This is a genomic window from Streptomyces sp. NBC_00358, assembly GCF_036099295.1.
GTDB lineage: Bacteria > Actinomycetota > Actinomycetes > Streptomycetales > Streptomycetaceae > Streptomyces.
Window position 1 is genome coordinate 6,842,401 of the sequence record NZ_CP107976.1, and the last position, 16,780, is coordinate 6,859,180.

Genomic DNA, 16,780 nt, shown 5'->3' on the forward strand with positions numbered 1-16,780 from the left:
ATCATCCCTCTGGGGCGGTCAGTTCCGGGGAATCGAGCGGGTCGGCGAGTCCTGTCGCTTCGAGGAGTTCGGCGAGCCCGATCAGATCCGTCCCCGTCAGCCGGGGCAGCGCGCAGCCGGACAGGGTGCGGCAGGCGTCGCGCCAGGAGGCGGGGATCGCGGCGGCGCCGCCGAGCGCCCCGGTGAGCGCGCCGGCCAGGGCGGGGGCCGAGTCGGCGACCCGGGACAGACACGCGGCGGCGGGCACCGCCTCGGCAATCCGGCCGTTCGAGGCCAGGGCCAGGGCCAGGGCGACGGGGACGGTCTCGGCGGCCGCGATGCCGTAGCTGTAGACGTGGTCGACGATCTGGTGCTCCAGCAGGGGGACCAGGGCGAAGGCGCTCTCGCTGCCCCGGGCCAGCGTGAGGGCGTGCCGGGCGTTGCGGCCGATCTCCGTCCCGGCGGGCAGTTCGGCGAGGGCCGCCTGCACGCAGGTGCCGACGTCGTGCCCGGCGAGGGCGAGCGCCACGGCGGCGGCCATGGCGCGGGCGCCGTGCACCCCGTCGCCGTCCTGGGTGTAGCGGGCGTCGAACTCGGCGAGTTCCGCGGCGAGTCCGGGGTCGCCCGGGTGTGCCACGGCGAGTACGCAGGCCCGTACGCAGGCCGCGTCGTCGAAGTAGTGGGGGTTGTCGTGTCCGGTGGCGGGCGGGCGCAGACCGGCGGCGAGATTGCCGAGTCCGGCGCGCACGGAGATCCGGGCGCGCAGCGGGAGCAGGGCGGACTCGACCTCGGGGGCGCGGTCGGCCGCGGCGGCGACCTCGCTGGCGACGGCGTTCCAGGACAGGTCGATGGACGCGCGCATCCTGCGGTCCAGGCTCAGGTCGCCGAGTGCCGTGGTCTCCCCGGCCCGCAGCACGGCCTCCGCCGCGAACGCCGCCCACTCGGCGTCGTCCGAGGGGCCGAGCCGCAGCGGTTCCGGCGGCTGGTTCAGCGCGATCGGCACGGGCAGGGTCGTCGTCGCGTTCTGCTCCGCGAAGGTGTCCAGCTCGCGGGTCAGCCGCCGGGTCCACTCGGGCATCCGGGCGGCCCGGTGCCGTGCGGCGGGCCATCCCGCGGCATCCCCCGCGGCCAGCCCGAGCAGCAGCCCCTCGATCCGGCGCGCACCCGCACCCGCGGGCACCCTCACCGAGGAGATCCCCAGCCCCCGCGCCCCCTCCACGAGCACCAGGCACTCCGCGGCCCGGCCGACCACCACCGGCTCCGACCACCCGGCAGCCAGTACGGCAGACCCCGCGGGCCCCCCGCTTTCGGCGAGTGTCGCAGGCTCCCAGTCTTCGGTGGCTGCGGCGGGTTCCCCGCCTTCGGCGAGTGCTGTGGGGTCTCTGCCTTGGGTGAGTGCCGCGGGTTCCCCGCCGTTGGCGAGTGCTGTGGGGCTCCCGCTTTCGGCGAGTGTCGCAGGCTCCCAGTCTTCGGTGGCTGCGGCGGGTTCCCCGTCTTCAGCGGGTGTCGTGGGGTCTCCACCTTGGGCGAGTGCCGCGGGCCCCCCGCTTTCGGCGCCTGCCGTGGAGCTCCCGGCGAGTGCCGTAGGCCCCCCGCCTTCGGCGAGTGTCGTGGGGCTCCTGCCTTCGGCGGCTGCGGCAGACCCCCCGCCTTCGGCGAGTGCCGCAGGCCCCCCGCCCTCGGCGGCTGCCGTCGGTGTCGTCGCCGTCGAGGGTCCCACCAGCCCCTGCTTACGGGTGTCCTCGGCCGGTGCCGCCGGGCCGACGGGTGTCGGTGTGTGCGTCGCGAGGGTGCTTCGGGACGGTCCGCCGGCCTCCGCCGGGGCGGGCGGTGCCAGTCCGGGGGGCGAGGCCGACGCGGCGCCCTCGCCCGGTGTCGGGCCGGACTCGTCCCCGGCCAGGCCGGGCCTCATGACCGCACCGCGTCGCCACCGGCGGCCGGCTCGCGGGCGTCCGTGTCCGGGCGGACGCAGGTGTGCGCGGCGGGCACGGCGCAGGCTTCCGCGGCGGGCGCGGCGCAGGCGTCCGGGGTCGGAAGAACGCGCCCCCCGGCGCCCCATTTCTCCTCGTTCTCCGGGGTCAGGAGTTCCGCCACGTCCAGGATGTGATGGCCCTCCATGGAGGGGAGGCAACTGCCACGGGCCGGTCCGATGGCCGCCGCCCACTCGGCGGGGATCGCGGACACCCCCCTGGTCGCCCCCGCCAGCGCTCCGGCCACTGCGGCCGTCGTGTCCGCGTCGCGTCCCATGTTCACCGCGGTGAGCACCGCCTCGGTGAACTCCCCGTCCGCCGCCGCGTACGCCCCGAAGGCGAGGGCCACCGCCTCGGGCGCCAGGTCGGTCCACGGGTAGCCGCCGATCACCACCGCGGAGCGCACCGCGCGTTCGCCGCGGTGCGCGACCGCGACCGCGCGGCGCAGGGAGCGGGCGGTCCAGGAGTCGTCCGGGACGACGGCCAGGGCCGAGGCGACGACCGCGATGGTGGGAGCGCCCGCCATCGCGGCGGCGACCCCCGCCGCGACCGCCTGGCCGCCGTAGATGCCCTCGCCCTCGTGGCTCACCGAGCCGTCGATCGCCACCAACCGGGCCGCCTCGGCGGGCCGGCCGGCCGCGAACACCCCGAAGGGCGCCGCGCGCATCGCGAGACCGTCGCTCCACGCGTGCCGGTGCTGGGCGGAGATCGGCGCCGCGAGCCCCCGGCGCAGGTTCTCCAGCGTGCCGCGCTCGCTGAACCCGGCGCCCCGGAAGGGCCCCTCGTCGCGGTCCGCGATCCACTGGTGCCAGGCCGACTCGACGTGGGCCACGGTCAGCGCCGAGCCGTGCCGGGCCAGCAGCAGCCCCGAGAAGATCGCGTACTCGGTGTCGTCCGTCCCCGCCGGATGCTCGGCGACATACCCGGTGATCCGGCCCCACTTGGCGCGGATCTCCGACGGCTTCATGTTCTCGGCGGGTGCGCCCAGCGCGTCCCCGACGGCGAGTCCGAGCAGCGCGCCGCGTGCCCGGTCACGGAGACCGGCGGCGTTCCCGGATGCCGGGGACGAGGGAATGCAGGCGATGGAAGCCATACGTGCCTCTCCTCTCAGGGCCCGGCCAGGTGCACGGAATGCGGCGCGCGGAACCCTTTGCGGATCTGTCCCACCTTGGCGGTTGACAAGAGCCTTACGGGGCCCACTGTCACCCGGTCGACATATGTGCATGACATGCCACGGATGAGCGTGGAGAGGCAAAAGCGCAGGTTAGCGCAGCCTTTCCTTGCTGGCGGCGGGGAATGTCGAGGCGTACTTTGAGGGTTGTCGAAAAGTGGAAACAGTCCAATCAGCACCCTGGGGGACCGGCATGGCGATCATCGAGACCGGGGCGACGCTGCACGCGGCGCACCGCGACAACCACACCCACCGCGATGTGAACGGCGGATGGCTGCGCCCGGCCGTGTTCGGCGCGATGGACGGCCTGGTCTCCAACCTCGCCCTGATGACCGGCGTCGCCGGAGGGTCCGTCTCCCAGCAGACGATCGTCATCACCGGACTCGCGGGCCTCGCCGCCGGGGCGTTCTCGATGGCCGCGGGCGAGTACACCTCCGTCGCCTCGCAGCGCGAGCTCGTCGAGGCGGAACTCGATGTCGAGCGCCGCGAGCTGCGCAAGCACCCCAAGGACGAGGAGCGCGAGCTCGCCGCGCTCTACGAGTCCCGCGGGGTGGAACCGGAGCTGGCCCAGGAGGTCGCCCGCCAGCTCTCCCGCGACCCCGAGCAGGCCCTGGAGATCCACGCGCGCGAGGAACTCGGCATAGACCCCGGCGACCTGCCCTCCCCGGCCGTCGCCGCCGTGTCCAGCTTCGGCTCGTTCGCGCTCGGCGCCCTGCTCCCCGTACTGCCGTATCTGCTGGGCGCGACCGTGCTGTGGCCGGCACTGCTGCTCGCGACGCTCGGGCTCTTCGCGTGCGGTGCCGTGGTGGCCAAGGTGACCGCGCGCTCCTGGTGGTTCAGCGGGCTTCGGCAGCTCGCTCTCGGTGGCGCCGCGGCGGGTGTGACGTACGCCCTCGGCAGTTTGTTCGGCGCGGCCGTAGGATGAAGCCTCGATCACCTATGCAAGGGACTGCATAAGTAATCGTTACCCGGCGGTTTCGATTCGTTGACCACGGGGCATGAGCCGTAAGCGCCGCAGGCAATGACGCCTGCTCCGCACACCTCGCGGCAGATCACGATCCTTGCCGCGAACCGGGCCGACGGTCATCGATCTGTCCGCTTAGGTCCCAAACCTCCGCCGCCGAGCGCGGTACCCCCGCCGCGACCCCGCGGTGTCCGCATGCTGGAACGCGATATCCGGTTCCCGAGAATCGCTCCATCATGTAACCTGCACGAAATTTTGCACCAACAGAGGGCCAACGTCGTCCCTCGGCAGCTGTCTCCCCCCTGGACCCCAAGTGGCCGGGAGGGACCCCCCGCCCCGACGACGACGGGAGAGCCGATGCGTACGCCGCGCCAGCCGTCCCAGCACTCCACGAACGACCAGAAGTGGTCCTTCATGGATGCTCGCCCTGCTGCGCAGGGTATGTACGACCCCCGCAACGAGCACGACGCCTGTGGCGTCGGCTTCGTGGCCACCCTCACCGGCGAGGCGAGCCACGCGCTGGTCGAGCAGGCGCTCACCGTTCTGCGCAACCTGGAACACCGCGGTGCCACCGGCTCGGAGCCCGACTCGGGCGACGGCGCGGGCATCCTCTCCCAGGTCCCGGACGCCTTCTTCCGCGAGGTGGCCGGATTCGAACTCCCCGCAGCCGGCGCGTACGCGGTGGGCATCGCCTTCCTCCCCGAGGACGGCGCGGCCGACGCCGTCTCACGCATCGAGACGATCGCCGCCGAAGAGGGCCTCACCGTCCTCGGCTGGCGTGAGGTCCCGGTCGCCCCCGAACTGCTCGGCGCCACCGCCCGCTCGACGATGCCGGCCTTCCGCCAGATCTTCGTCGGCGACGGTGCCAGCCAGGGCATCGACCTCGACCGCACCGCGTTCGTGCTGCGCAAGCGCGCCGAGCGCGAGGCCGGCGTCTACTTCCCCTCGCTGTCCGCGCGGACCATCGTCTACAAGGGCATGCTGACCACCGGCCAGCTGGAGCCCTTCTTCCCGGACCTGTCCGACCGCCGCTTCGCCTCCGCGATCGCGCTCGTGCACTCCCGGTTCTCCACCAACACCTTCCCGAGCTGGCCGCTCGCCCACCCGTACCGCTTCGTCGCGCACAACGGCGAGATCAACACGGTCAAGGGCAACCGCAACTGGATGGTCGCCCGCGAGTCCCAGCTCGCCTCCGACCTCTTCGGCGACAACGACAAGCTGCAGCGGATCTTCCCCGTCTGCACGCCGGACGCCTCCGACTCGGCCTCCTTCGACGAGGTGCTCGAACTCCTGCACCTCGGCGGCCGCTCGCTCCCGCACTCCGTGCTGATGATGATCCCGGAGGCGTGGGAGAACCACGCCTCCATGGACCCGGCCCGGCGCGCCTTCTACCAGTTCCACGCCACGATGATGGAGCCCTGGGACGGCCCGGCCTGCGTCACCTTCACCGACGGCACCCAGGTCGGCGCGGTCCTCGACCGCAACGGTCTGCGCCCCGGCCGCTACTGGGTCACCGACGAGGGCCTCGTCGTCCTCGGCTCCGAGGTCGGCGTCCTCGACATCGACCCCGCCAAGGTCGTCCGCAAGGGCCGCCTCCAGCCCGGCAAGATGTTCCTCGTCGACACCGTCGAGCACCGCATCATCGAGGACGACGAGATCAAGGCCGGACTCGCCGCCGAGAAGCCCTACGCCGAGTGGCTGGAAGCCGGCGAGATCGAACTCTCCGACCTCCCCGAGCGCGAGCACATCGTGCACACCCACGCCTCGGTCACCCGCCGCCAGCAGACCTTCGGCTACACCGAGGAAGAGCTGCGGATCATCCTCGCGCCGATGGCCAACACCGCCGGTGAGCCGCTCGGCTCCATGGGCACCGACTCGCCGATCGCCGCGCTCTCGCAGCGCCCGCGTCTCCTCTTCGACTACTTCACCCAGCTCTTCGCCCAGGTCACCAACCCTCCGCTGGACGCGATCCGCGAGGAACTGGTCACCTCCCTGCGCTCCTCCCTCGGTCCGGCGAGCAACCTGCTGGAGCCGACGGCCGCCTCCTGTCGCAGCGTCACCCTGCCCTTCCCGGTGATCGACAACGACGAGCTGGCCAAGCTCATCCACATCAACGCCGACGGCGACATGCCCGGCATGAAGGCCGCGACGCTGTCCGGCCTGTACCGGGTCTCCGGCGGCGGCGCGTCCCTGGCCGCCCGCATCGAGGACATCTGCTCCGAGACCGACGCCGCCATCGAGAACGGCGCCCGCCTCATCGTCCTGTCGGACCGCCACTCCGACGCCGAGCACGCGCCGATCCCCTCGCTGCTGCTCACCGCGGCCGTCCACCACCACCTCATCCGCACCAAGCAGCGCACCCAGGTGGGCCTGCTGGTCGAGGCCGGAGACGTCCGCGAGGTCCACCACGTCGCCCTGCTCATCGGCTTCGGCGCCGCCGCCGTCAACCCGTACCTCGCGATGGAGTCCGTCGAGGACCTGGTCCGGGCAGGAACCTTCCTCCAGGGCATCGAGCCCGAGCAGGCCATCCGCAACCTGATCTACGCACTCGGCAAGGGCGTCCTGAAGGTCATGTCCAAGATGGGCATCTCGACCGTCGCCTCCTACCGCGGCGCCCAGGTCTTCGAGGCCGTCGGCCTGGAGAAGGCCTTCGTCGAGAAGTACTTCATCGGCACGACGACCAAGATCGGCGGCGCCGGCCTCGACGTCATCGCCAAGGAGGTCGCCGCCCGGCACGCCAAGGCCTACCCGGCCTCCGGCATCGCTCCCGCGCACCGCGCCCTCGACATAGGCGGCGAGTACCAGTGGCGCCGCGAGGGCGAGCCCCACCTGTTCGACCCGGAGACGGTCTTCCGCCTCCAGCACTCGACGCGCTCCGGCAGCTACGAGATCTTCAAGAAGTACACGGGCCGCGTGAACGAGCAGTCCGAGCGTCTGATGACGCTGCGCGGCCTGTTCGGCTTCACCTCGGACCGTCCCTCGATCTCCCTCGACGAGGTCGAGCCCGTCTCCGAGATCGTCAAGCGCTTCTCGACCGGCGCCATGTCGTACGGCTCCATCTCCAAGGAGGCGCACGAGACCCTCGCCATCGCCATGAACCAGTTGGGCGGCAAGTCCAACACCGGTGAGGGCGGCGAGGACGCGGACCGGCTGTACGACCCGGCCCGCCGCTCGTCGATCAAGCAGGTCGCCTCCGGCCGCTTCGGCGTCACCAGCGAGTACCTGGTCAACGCCGACGACATCCAGATCAAGATGGCGCAGGGCGCCAAGCCCGGCGAGGGCGGCCAGCTCCCCGGCCACAAGGTCTACCCGTGGGTCGCCAAGACCCGTCACTCCACCCCGGGTGTCGGCCTGATCTCCCCGCCGCCGCACCACGACATCTACTCCATCGAGGACCTGGCTCAGCTGATCCACGACCTCAAGAACGCCAACCCGCAGGCCCGCATCCACGTGAAGCTGGTCTCCGAGGTCGGCGTCGGCACGGTCGCCGCGGGTGTCTCCAAGGCCCACGCGGACGTCGTCCTCATCTCCGGCCACGACGGCGGAACGGGCGCCTCCCCGCTGACCTCCCTCAAGCACGCGGGCGGCCCCTGGGAGCTCGGCCTCGCCGAGACCCAGCAGACCCTGCTGCTCAACGGCCTGCGTGACCGCATCGTCGTGCAGACCGACGGCCAGCTCAAGACGGGCCGCGACGTCGTCATCGCCGCGCTGCTCGGCGCCGAGGAGTTCGGTTTCGCGACCGCGCCGCTCGTCGTCTCCGGCTGCGTCATGATGCGCGTCTGCCACCTGGACACCTGCCCGGTCGGCATCGCCACCCAGAACCCGGTGCTGCGCGAGCGTTTCGCCGGCAAGGCCGAGTACATCGTCAACTTCTTCAAGTTCATCGCCGAAGAGGTCCGCGAGATCCTCGCCGAGCTGGGCTTCCGCACCATCGAAGAGGCCGTCGGCCACGCCGAGAACCTCGACGTGGAGCGCGCCATCACCCACTGGAAGGCGCAGGGACTGGACCTGTCCCCGCTCTTCTACGTGCCCGAACTGCCCGAGGGCGCCTCCCTGCACCAGGTCATCGAGCAGGACCACGGCCTGGAGAAGGCGCTCGACAACGAGCTGATCAAGCTGGCCGCCGACGCGCTCGCCGCGGACTCCGCGACCGACGCCCAGCCGGTCCGCGCCCAGGTCGCGATCCGCAACATCAACCGCACGGTCGGCACCATGCTCGGCCACGAGGTGACGAAGAAGTTCGGTGGCGCGGGCCTGCCCGACGACACCATCGACATCACCTTCACGGGCTCGGCCGGCCAGTCCTTCGGCGCCTTCCTGCCCCGCGGCATCACGCTGCGCCTGGAGGGCGACGCCAACGACTACGTCGGCAAGGGCCTCTCCGGCGGCCGGGTGATCGTCCGCCCCGACCGGGGCGCCGACCACCTCGCCGAGTTCTCGACCATCGCGGGCAACACCATCGCGTACGGCGCGACGGGCGGCGAGCTCTTCCTGCGCGGCCGCACCGGCGAGCGCTTCTGCGTCCGCAACTCCGGCGCCACCGTGGTCTCCGAGGGCGTGGGCGACCACGGCTGCGAGTACATGACCGGCGGCCGCGCCGTCGTCCTCGGCGAGACGGGCCGCAACTTCGCGGCCGGCATGTCCGGCGGTGTCGCGTACGTGATCGACCTCGACCGCGACAACGTGAACATCGGCAACGCGGACGCCGTCGAGGAGCTCGACGACACCGACAGGCAGTGGCTGCACGACGTCGTGCGGCGGCACGCGGAGGAGACCGCCTCGACGGTCGCCGAGAAGCTGCTCGCCGAGTGGCCCGTGTCCGTGGAGCGCTTCAGCAAGATCATTCCCAGCACCTACAAGGCAGTGCTCGCCGCCAAGGACGCCGCCGAGCGAGCCGGACTCAACGAGTCCGAGATCACCGAGAAGATGATGGAGGCGGCGACCAATGGCTGATCCCAAGGGCTTTCTGAACCACGGCCGTGAGGTCGCCAGGTCCCGGCCGGTCGAGGAGCGCCTCAAGGACTGGAACGAGGTCTACGTTCCGGGCTCGCTGCTCCCGATCATCTCCAAGCAGGCCTCGCGCTGCATGGACTGCGGTATCCCGTTCTGCCACAACGGCTGTCCGCTGGGCAACCTGATCCCCGAGTGGAACGACTACGCGTACCGCGAGGACTGGCAGGCCGCGTCCGAGCGACTGCACGCCACGAACAACTTCCCGGAGTTCACGGGTCGGCTGTGCCCCGCTCCGTGCGAGTCGGCGTGTGTGCTCGGCATCAACCAGCCCGCCGTGACCATCAAGAACGTCGAGGTCTCGATCATCGACAAGGCGTGGGACACGGGCGACGTCGCCCCGCAGATCCCCGAGCGCCTGTCGGGCAAGACCGTCGCGGTCATCGGTTCCGGTCCCGCCGGTCTCGCCGCCGCCCAGCAGCTCACGCGGGCCGGTCACACGGTCGCGGTGTACGAGCGCGCCGACCGGATCGGCGGCCTGCTGCGCTACGGCATCCCCGAGTTCAAGATGGAGAAGCGGCACATCAACCGCCGCATCGAGCAGATGCGCGCGGAGGGCACCCGCTTCCGCACGGGCATCGAGATCGGCCGCGACCTCAAGGCGACGGACCTGCGCAAGCGGTACGACGCCGTGGTCATCGCCGCCGGTGCGACGACCGCCCGTGACCTCCCCGTCCCCGGGCGGGAGCTGAGCGGCATCCACCAGGCCATGGAGTACCTGCCGCTGGCCAACAAGGTGCAGGAGGGCGACTTCGTGGCGCCCCCGATCACCGCCGAGGGCAAGCACGTCGTGGTCATCGGCGGCGGCGACACGGGCGCGGACTGCGTGGGCACCGCCCACCGCCAGGGCGCGGCCTCGGTCACGCAGCTTGAGATCATGCCGCGGCCGGGCGAGGAGCGGAACCCGGGCCAGCCCTGGCCGACGTTCCCGATGCTCTACAAGGTCACCTCCGCGCACGAGGAGGGCGGTGAGCGGGTCTACTCCGTCAACACCACCCACTTCGAGGGCGACGAGGACGGCAACGTCCAGTGGCTGCACCTGGTCGAGGTAGAGTTCACCGGCGGCAAGCTGAACCAGAAGCCGGGCACGGAGCGCAAGATCCCCGCCCAGCTGGTGACGCTGGCGATGGGGTTCACCGGCACGGACGTGGAGAACGGTGTGGTCTCCCAGTTCGGTCTGGAGCTCGACGAGCGCGGCAACATCGCCCGCGACGCCGACTTCGCGACCAACGTTCCCGGCGTGTACGTCGCCGGTGACGCGGGCCGCGGCCAGTCCCTCATCGTCTGGGCCATCGCGGAGGGCCGCTCGGCCGCCCGCGGTGTCGACCGCTTCCTCACCGGAGCGAGCGACCTGCCGGCCCCGATCCGTCCGACGGACCGCTCGCTGATGGTCTGACCCCTCAACGGTCCGACCCCTTGAACGTGTGACCCGAGGGTCACCCGAAATCGTCCCGCACAAAGGCGTGCGGAACACGAGACGGCGCCTGCCTCACTGTCCCCGACCGGACGACCTGGCAGGCGCCGCCGCATGCCCGCGGGCTGTTCCCGCCTACGGCACGTGGTACGTCTCGCCGTACACCTTCCACCACAGCGGGGTGTGCAGGTCGAGGTTCCCGTCGTAGAGGAACCGGCGCTGGGCCGTGTCGATGCGGGTGGTGTCGTGCCAGGAGTTCCTGGACTTCATGGCCGCGCGGCGGATGTCCAGGAAGATGTCGAGGTACGCCTTCTCGTCGCCTCCCTCGGACGGCGGGTTCGCCTCGCGCAGGGCGCGTTCGCGCAGACCGTAGAAGCCGTCGGCGCTGGTGCCGGGACCGTGCATCACCATGGCGTCGTAGTAGATGAACTGGCCGAGCGTGCCGAGCCCGTCGAGCTTGGCGAGCCGGACGGCGGGGTCGAAGTAGACGCTGTCGCGTTCGTGGTCCTGGGCCGCGCGGAACGCGGCGAGGCCGGACTCGTGGCGCCAGGCCGCGGGGAAGCCCGGGTCCAGTCCCTCGTGGGAGTCCGTGCCGTCGACCTTGCGCAGGGCCGGGAGGAAGCGGGCGAGCCCGTTGTCCGGGTGCTCCTCGGTGTAACGCTCGACCAGGGTGAGCAGGTCGTGGGTGCCGGTGCAGAAGCCGATGATGCCCGCCGTGTAGCCCTGGCCGTCACCGATGTCCTCGACGTAGGCGTACGCCTCGTGCCACTTCAGCGTGGAGTTCTCGGCACTCGCCACGATCTCCTGGGCCAGCTCCTTCTTGTCCGGGGCGGCCAGACCGGGCGGCGCGTCGGCGACGATCTCGCTGTCGGTCTTCCGCCCGGCCTCGGCCGACTCCTTCGCGGGGGCCTTCCTCGAAGCGGACGCCGGGTTCTTGGCGTCGGCGGTGGCCGTGTGCTCGGGCGTGGCGAGGTAGACCGTCGCCGTCACCAGCACGGGGGCGACGGCGATCAACAGACAACCCGCACGTTTCATGACGCACAGGGTACGCAGGAACGCTGTGCGTAAGGACCCCGGCCGAGGTGACGTACGGGTACAGCACGTCTGTGCCATTCGGGCGGGGATTCGGGCAGGACACGGGTCCTCGGCTCAGGTCGTGAGAACCGCCGCTACACCGCGCCGGTTCTCAGCGCCGACACCTTCAGCACCGCGAGGACCACCAGACCGGCGAGAAGCCCCACGCACACCGCCGCCTGGACCGGTGCCCGCCAACGGCCGCGGGGAGCGTACGCGAAGGCGGCCGTCACGGCACCGCCCGCCAGCAGACCCCCCAGGTGGCCCTGCCAGGACGTGAGCCCCGCCGAGATCAGCAGCCAGATCAGCAGGCCGCCCATGAAGCGGTTGACGCCGCGCATGTCCACGCCGAGCCGGCGCGCCATCACGTAGTACGCGGCACCGATGCCGAAGATCGCGCCCGACGCGCCGAGCGTGGGCTCGTTCGGTGCGATGAGCAGCACGAGCACCGAGCCGCCGAGCGCCGACAGCAGATACAGCGCCAGATAGCGGACCCGGCCGAGCTGGGCCTCGACGGTCCGGCCGATGTTCCACAGCGCGAACATGTTCATCACGATGTGAGCGATCCCGAAGGTGCCCTCGGTGGGCGGCAGATGCAGGAACGCGCCGGTCAGCAGCCGGTACCACTCCCCGTCGACCAGGCCCTCCGCGTGGTACTCGGGGGAGTGCGCGGCGTCCCAGAAGTAGTGGACCCCGTCCCCGTCCACCAGACCCGCGCCGAGCATCTCGAACCGGTCCACCACCGACGAGCGCAGCAACTCGGCCAGATAGGCCAGCAGATTGAGGCCGATGAGGGCGTACGTCACCGCCGGCACCGTGGAGATCCGGCCCCCGAAGGCCGTGCGGGCCCGCCGGACGGACCTGGCGCCCTCCTTCACGCACTCCACGCACTGGTGGCCGACGGCCGCCTCGCGCATGCAGCTCGGGCATATGTAGCGGTCGCAGCGGGTGCAGCGCACATGCGACTCCACCTTGGGGTGGCGGTAACAGGTGGTGACGGCGGACTCGGACTCCACAGCCGGCTCCTCGGAACGCACGGGTGAAAGGCAACGGTGAGCCGGTGGGGACGGCGAAGATCAAAATAGCGACACGGCGCCCGGCGGGGAACGGCAGGGTCGAGGGCGGGCCCGGCCGGAACCGCGAGCCGGCCCGCCGGTGGCCCGGCGTGATCCCGGGGATCTCGCACCGCGCGCGACGGGAGCCCGTACGGCCGGAAGCCGTCGCGTCACAGGCCCCGGACGCCCCGAATCCCCGCCCCTGACGCCCCGTTGGCTTCGGCCGGGCGGCGTGCCACCCTGGGGGGCCGAGGGGAGCGGCGTATGGGAGCACGAGAGACCGGCTCCGGCCGGAGGACCGGAGCGCCGGTGAACGGAGCTCCCGGGACCGGGACTTCACAGGAGTCCGGCGGTACGGGGACCACCCGGGCCCGCCGGGCGGCGGAGACCGGCAAGGGCGAGCGGCTCGCCGACTGGGCCGACGGACGGCTGGGCGTGTACTCGCTGGCCAAGGCCAATATGCGCAAGGTGTTTCCGGACCACTGGTCGTTCATGCTGGGCGAGGTCTGCCTCTACAGCTTCCTCGTCCTGATCCTCACCGGTGTCTATCTCACCCTGTTCTTCGAACCGAGCGGCGTCGAGGTCGTCTACCACGGCTCGTACGTCCCGCTGAGCGGCATCACCATGACGCGGGCGTACGAGTCCACGCTCCACATCAGCTTCGACGTGCGCGGCGGACTGCTGATCCGGCAGATCCACCACTGGGCGGCGCTCGTCTTCCTCGCCGGGATGCTCGTCCACATGATGCGGGTGTTCTTCACCGGCGCGTTCCGCAAGCCGCGCGAGGTCAACTGGCTGTTCGGCTGGACCCTGCTGATGCTCGGCCTCATCACCGGCCTGACCGGCTATTCGCTCCCCGACGACCTGCTCTCCGGCACCGGCGTCCGCTTCGCCCAGGGCGCCATCCTGTCGATCCCGGTCGTGGGGACGTACATCTCCTTCTTCCTGTTCGGCGGGGAGTTCCCGGGGCACGACATCATCCCGAGGTTCTTCCCCGTCCATGTGCTGCTGCTGCCGGGCATCATGCTGGGACTGGTCGTCGCCCATCTGATCCTGGTCTTCCACCACAAGCACACGCAGTACCCGGGGCCCGGACGCGACCAGAAGTCGGTCGTCGGCATGCCGTTCATGCCGGTCTACATGGCCAAGGCCGGCGGCTTCTTCTTCCTGGTCTTCGGGGTCCTGGCGATCATGGGGGCGATCGCCACCGTCAACCCCGTGTGGGCCTTCGGGCCCTACCGTCCCGACCTCGTGACCACCGGCGCCCAGCCCGACTGGTACCTCGGCTTCTCCGAAGGCCTGATCCGGGTGATGCCGGGATGGGAGATCAACGCCTTCGGCCACACACTCCAGTTGGGCGTCTTCATCCCGTTCTCGCTCTTCCCGCTCATCATGACCGCCATCGCGGTCTACCCGTTCATCGAGGCATGGGTCACCGGGGACCGGCGCGAGCACCACATCCTGGACCGGCCGCGCAACGTGCCCACCCGCACCGCGCTCGGCGTCGCCTGGCTGACGCTGTACGCCGTCCTGCTGGTCGGTGGCGGCAACGACCTGTGGGCCACCCATTTCCATCTGTCGATCAACGCGATCACCTGGTTCGTCCGCGTCGCCGTCTTCGCCGGACCCGCACTCGCCTACGTCGTCACGAAGCGGGTCTGTCTGGGGCTGCAACGCGCCGACCGGGACAAGGTGTTGCACGGCCGCGAGTCGGGTCTGATCAAGATGCTGCCGCACGGCGAGTACGTCGAGGTCCACGAACCCCTCACCCCGGCACAGCGGTTCACCCTCACCCAGCACGAACAGGCGCCGCCCTACGAGGTCGGCCCGCTCGTCGACGCGAACGGCGTGGCCCGCCGGATCGGCCCGGCCCGCAGGCTGCGCGCCCGGCTGGCCCGCGCCCTGTACGGGCCCGGCACCCGGATCCCGAAGCCGACAGCCGAGGAGTACCGGGAGCTCACGAGCGGGGACGAGCACCACTGAGACCGGCCAGCGCCTCGGCCCTGCACTCGGCCGGGGTGCCCCAGGCCGTCCGCAGGGCACGGGCCCTGGTGAACCAGAGCGACAGGTCGTACTCGGCCGTGTAACCGATCGCGCCGTGCAGCTGCAACGCCGTCCGGGCCATGGCGTACCCGGCCTCGCCCGCCGTGACCTTCGCGGCGGCCACGTCCCCCGGTGCCATCGACAGCGCGGCCCCGAACAGCAGCGGGCGCACGAACTCCAGGGCGATCATGGCGTCCGCGAGCCGGTGCTTGACCGCCTGGAACGAGCCGATGGGAACACCGAACTGCGTGCGCCGCCTGGCGTATTCGACGGTCCGGTCGAGGAGCGCGAGGCCGACCCCGAGGGCCTGGGCGGCGGTGGCGAGCCGGGCCCAGGCCAGGGCCCGGTCCGCGGCGCGGGTGACCAGCGGTCCTGCGGCCAGGAGTTCGCCGCCCGTCTCCGGCCGGGCGAGCCGCCGGGCCGGGTCCGTGGACGCGCGCACGGGGCCGTGGCCGGGCGCGAGCCGCAGAGCGTCGCCGTCCACCGCGAGCAGTACCGTCGCCGCGTCCGCGTCCAGCGCGTACCCGCCCGCCCGGACGAGCGTGGCGACGCCCTTGCCCGAGGCCAGCCCCGGCAGCAGCCGCTCGGCCGGGCCCGGCTCGCCCGACGCGTCCAGCTCGCCCAGCAGAACGGCCGCCGCGACCGTCTCCACCACCGGACCCGGAACCGCGTGCCGCCCCAACTCGACGAACGCGACCGCCAGTTCGACGGGCAGCGGGCCCACCCCCTCGTACCCCTCCGGGACGGCCAGCGCGAAGACCCCCGCGTCGGCGAGCCGCGACCACAGCGCCCGGCCGGGACCGTGGTCGCCGCCCGCCCACGCCCGTACCGCCGACGGCGTGTCCGCGGACCTCAGCATCGCGTCCAGGGAGGTGGCGAAGGCGCGCTGCTCGGTGTCGAGGAGGAAGCGCATCAGCGGCGGCCCTTCGGAAGGCCGAGCAGCCGCTCGGCGACGATGTCGCGCTGGATCTCGTTGGTGCCCGCGTAGATCGGGCCCGCGAGCGAGAAGACATACCCCTCGGACCACTCGGTGTCCGCCGACTCGCCCTCGGTGCCCAGCAGATCGAGCGCCGTCTCGTGCAGCGCGATGTCCAGCTCCGACCAGAACACCTTGTTCAGGCTGGACTCCGGCCCGATGCGCTCCCCTTCCAGGAACCGGGAGGCATTGGCGTACGTGAACAACTGGTAGGCGCGAGCGCCGATCACCGCGTCGGCCACCCTGTCGCGCAGCGCCGTGTCGGACGGGTCGCCGTGGGTGCGCCACAACGCGGCAAGCCGGTCCGCGGCGGCCAGGAAGCGGCCCGGTGAACGCAGCGTCAGGCCGCGTTCGTTGCCCGCCGTCGACATCGCCACGCGCCAGCCCTGCCCCGGTTCCCCGATCACGTCCTCGTCGGGGACGAAGACCTCGTCCAGGAACAGCTCCGCGAAGGCCGGCTTGCCGTCCAGGCGCCCGATGGGCCGGACCGTGACGCCCGGAGCGAGCAGGTCGAACATCAGATACGTCAGGCCCTGTTGGGGCTTCGCCGGCCCCGGCTCGCTGCGGAACAGGCCGAACGCGCGGTCGGCGAACGCGGCCCGCGACGACCAGGTCTTCTGTCCGCTCAACCGCCAGCCGCCGTCCGCGCGCACGGCCCGCGAGGTCAGCGAGGCCAGGTCCGAACCGGCCTCGGGCTCGGACCACGCCTGCGCCCAGACCACCTCGCCCGTCGCCATCGGCGGCAGCACCCGCGCGCGCTGCTCGGGGGTGCCGTGGTCGAAGAGGGTCGGCGCGAGGAGGCTGACGCCGTTCTGCCCGACCCGGCCGGGCGCGCCCGCAGCGTGGTACTCCTCCTCGAAGGCCAGCCAGCGCATCAGGTCCGCGTCCCGGCCGCCGTACGCCGACGGCCAGGACACCACCGACCAGCGGTCCGCCGCCAGTTCGGCCTCCCACCCGCGGTGCGCGGCGAAGCCCTCCGCGGTCTCCAAGGAGGGCAGGGGAACCGCCGGGACATGGGCGACGAGCCAGGCGCGGGCCTCGGCGCGGAACGCCTCGTCGGCGGGGGAGCGGGTGAGATCCATCGTCGGCACCTTTCGGCGGCGGGCTCCGGACGGCGGCTGGCT

The 16,780-nt window shown here is 71.7% G+C and carries 10 protein-coding genes; 4 read left to right on the forward strand and 6 right to left on the reverse strand.

The window, feature by feature from the left end; translation table 11 throughout:
- Nucleotide 1 precedes the first annotated feature (1 nt).
- Nucleotides 2–1,165: an ADP-ribosylglycohydrolase family protein gene (locus tag OHT01_RS29145; protein WP_443043555.1), complete on the reverse strand. Its 1,164-nt coding sequence runs from the start codon at nucleotides 1,163–1,165 to the stop codon at nucleotides 2–4.
- 722 nt (nucleotides 1,166–1,887) lie between these two features.
- On the reverse strand, nucleotides 1,888–3,042 hold the full coding sequence (locus tag OHT01_RS29150; protein ID WP_328556079.1) for an ADP-ribosylglycohydrolase family protein: 1,155 nt from the start codon (nucleotides 3,040–3,042) through the stop codon (nucleotides 1,888–1,890).
- Nucleotides 3,043–3,313: 271 nt separating this feature from the next.
- Between OHT01_RS29150 and OHT01_RS29155 the strand changes: the two genes are divergently transcribed.
- From OHT01_RS29155 to OHT01_RS29165, 3 genes are all read left to right on the forward strand, one after another.
- Nucleotides 3,314–4,045 carry a VIT1/CCC1 transporter family protein gene (locus tag OHT01_RS29155; protein WP_328556080.1) on the forward strand — a complete coding sequence of 244 codons (732 nt, stop codon included), beginning with the start codon at nucleotides 3,314–3,316 and terminating at the stop codon, nucleotides 4,043–4,045.
- 396 nt (nucleotides 4,046–4,441) lie between these two features.
- Nucleotides 4,442–9,037, forward strand: coding sequence for a glutamate synthase large subunit (gene gltB / locus OHT01_RS29160; RefSeq protein ID WP_328556081.1), 4,596 nt, complete (start codon nucleotides 4,442–4,444; stop codon nucleotides 9,035–9,037).
- Nucleotides 9,030–10,490, forward strand: a complete 1,461-nt coding sequence (locus OHT01_RS29165) for a glutamate synthase subunit beta (protein ID WP_328556082.1) — start codon at nucleotides 9,030–9,032, stop codon at nucleotides 10,488–10,490. Before gltB ends, OHT01_RS29165 begins: the two co-directional genes overlap by 8 nt.
- 153 nt (nucleotides 10,491–10,643) lie before the next feature.
- Here OHT01_RS29165 and OHT01_RS29170 read toward each other — a convergent pair whose 3' ends face one another.
- On the reverse strand, nucleotides 10,644–11,543 hold the full coding sequence (locus tag OHT01_RS29170; protein ID WP_328556083.1) for a chitosanase: 900 nt from the start codon (nucleotides 11,541–11,543) through the stop codon (nucleotides 10,644–10,646).
- A gap of 134 nt (nucleotides 11,544–11,677) precedes the next feature.
- Nucleotides 11,678–12,598, reverse strand: coding sequence for a rhomboid family intramembrane serine protease (locus OHT01_RS29175; protein ID WP_328556084.1), 921 nt, complete (start codon nucleotides 12,596–12,598; stop codon nucleotides 11,678–11,680).
- 348 nt (nucleotides 12,599–12,946) lie between these two features.
- On the opposite strand from OHT01_RS29175, the gene qcrB reads away from it, so the two are divergent.
- Nucleotides 12,947–14,620 (forward strand): cytochrome bc1 complex cytochrome b subunit, encoded by a 1,674-nt coding sequence (qcrB, locus tag OHT01_RS29180; RefSeq protein ID WP_443043461.1) that lies wholly within the window; start codon nucleotides 12,947–12,949, stop codon nucleotides 14,618–14,620.
- On the opposite strand, the gene OHT01_RS29185 is transcribed toward qcrB, so the two are convergent.
- Nucleotides 14,595–15,593 (reverse strand): acyl-CoA dehydrogenase family protein, encoded by a 999-nt coding sequence (locus OHT01_RS29185; RefSeq protein WP_328556086.1) that lies wholly within the window; start codon nucleotides 15,591–15,593, stop codon nucleotides 14,595–14,597. The two genes, qcrB and OHT01_RS29185, sit on opposite strands and share 26 nt — an antisense overlap.
- Nucleotides 15,593–16,738 carry an acyl-CoA dehydrogenase family protein gene (locus OHT01_RS29190; protein ID WP_328556087.1) on the reverse strand — a complete coding sequence of 382 codons (1,146 nt, stop codon included), beginning with the start codon at nucleotides 16,736–16,738 and terminating at the stop codon, nucleotides 15,593–15,595. Before OHT01_RS29190 ends, OHT01_RS29185 begins: the two co-directional genes overlap by 1 nt.
- Nucleotides 16,739–16,780: the final 42 nt, after the last annotated feature.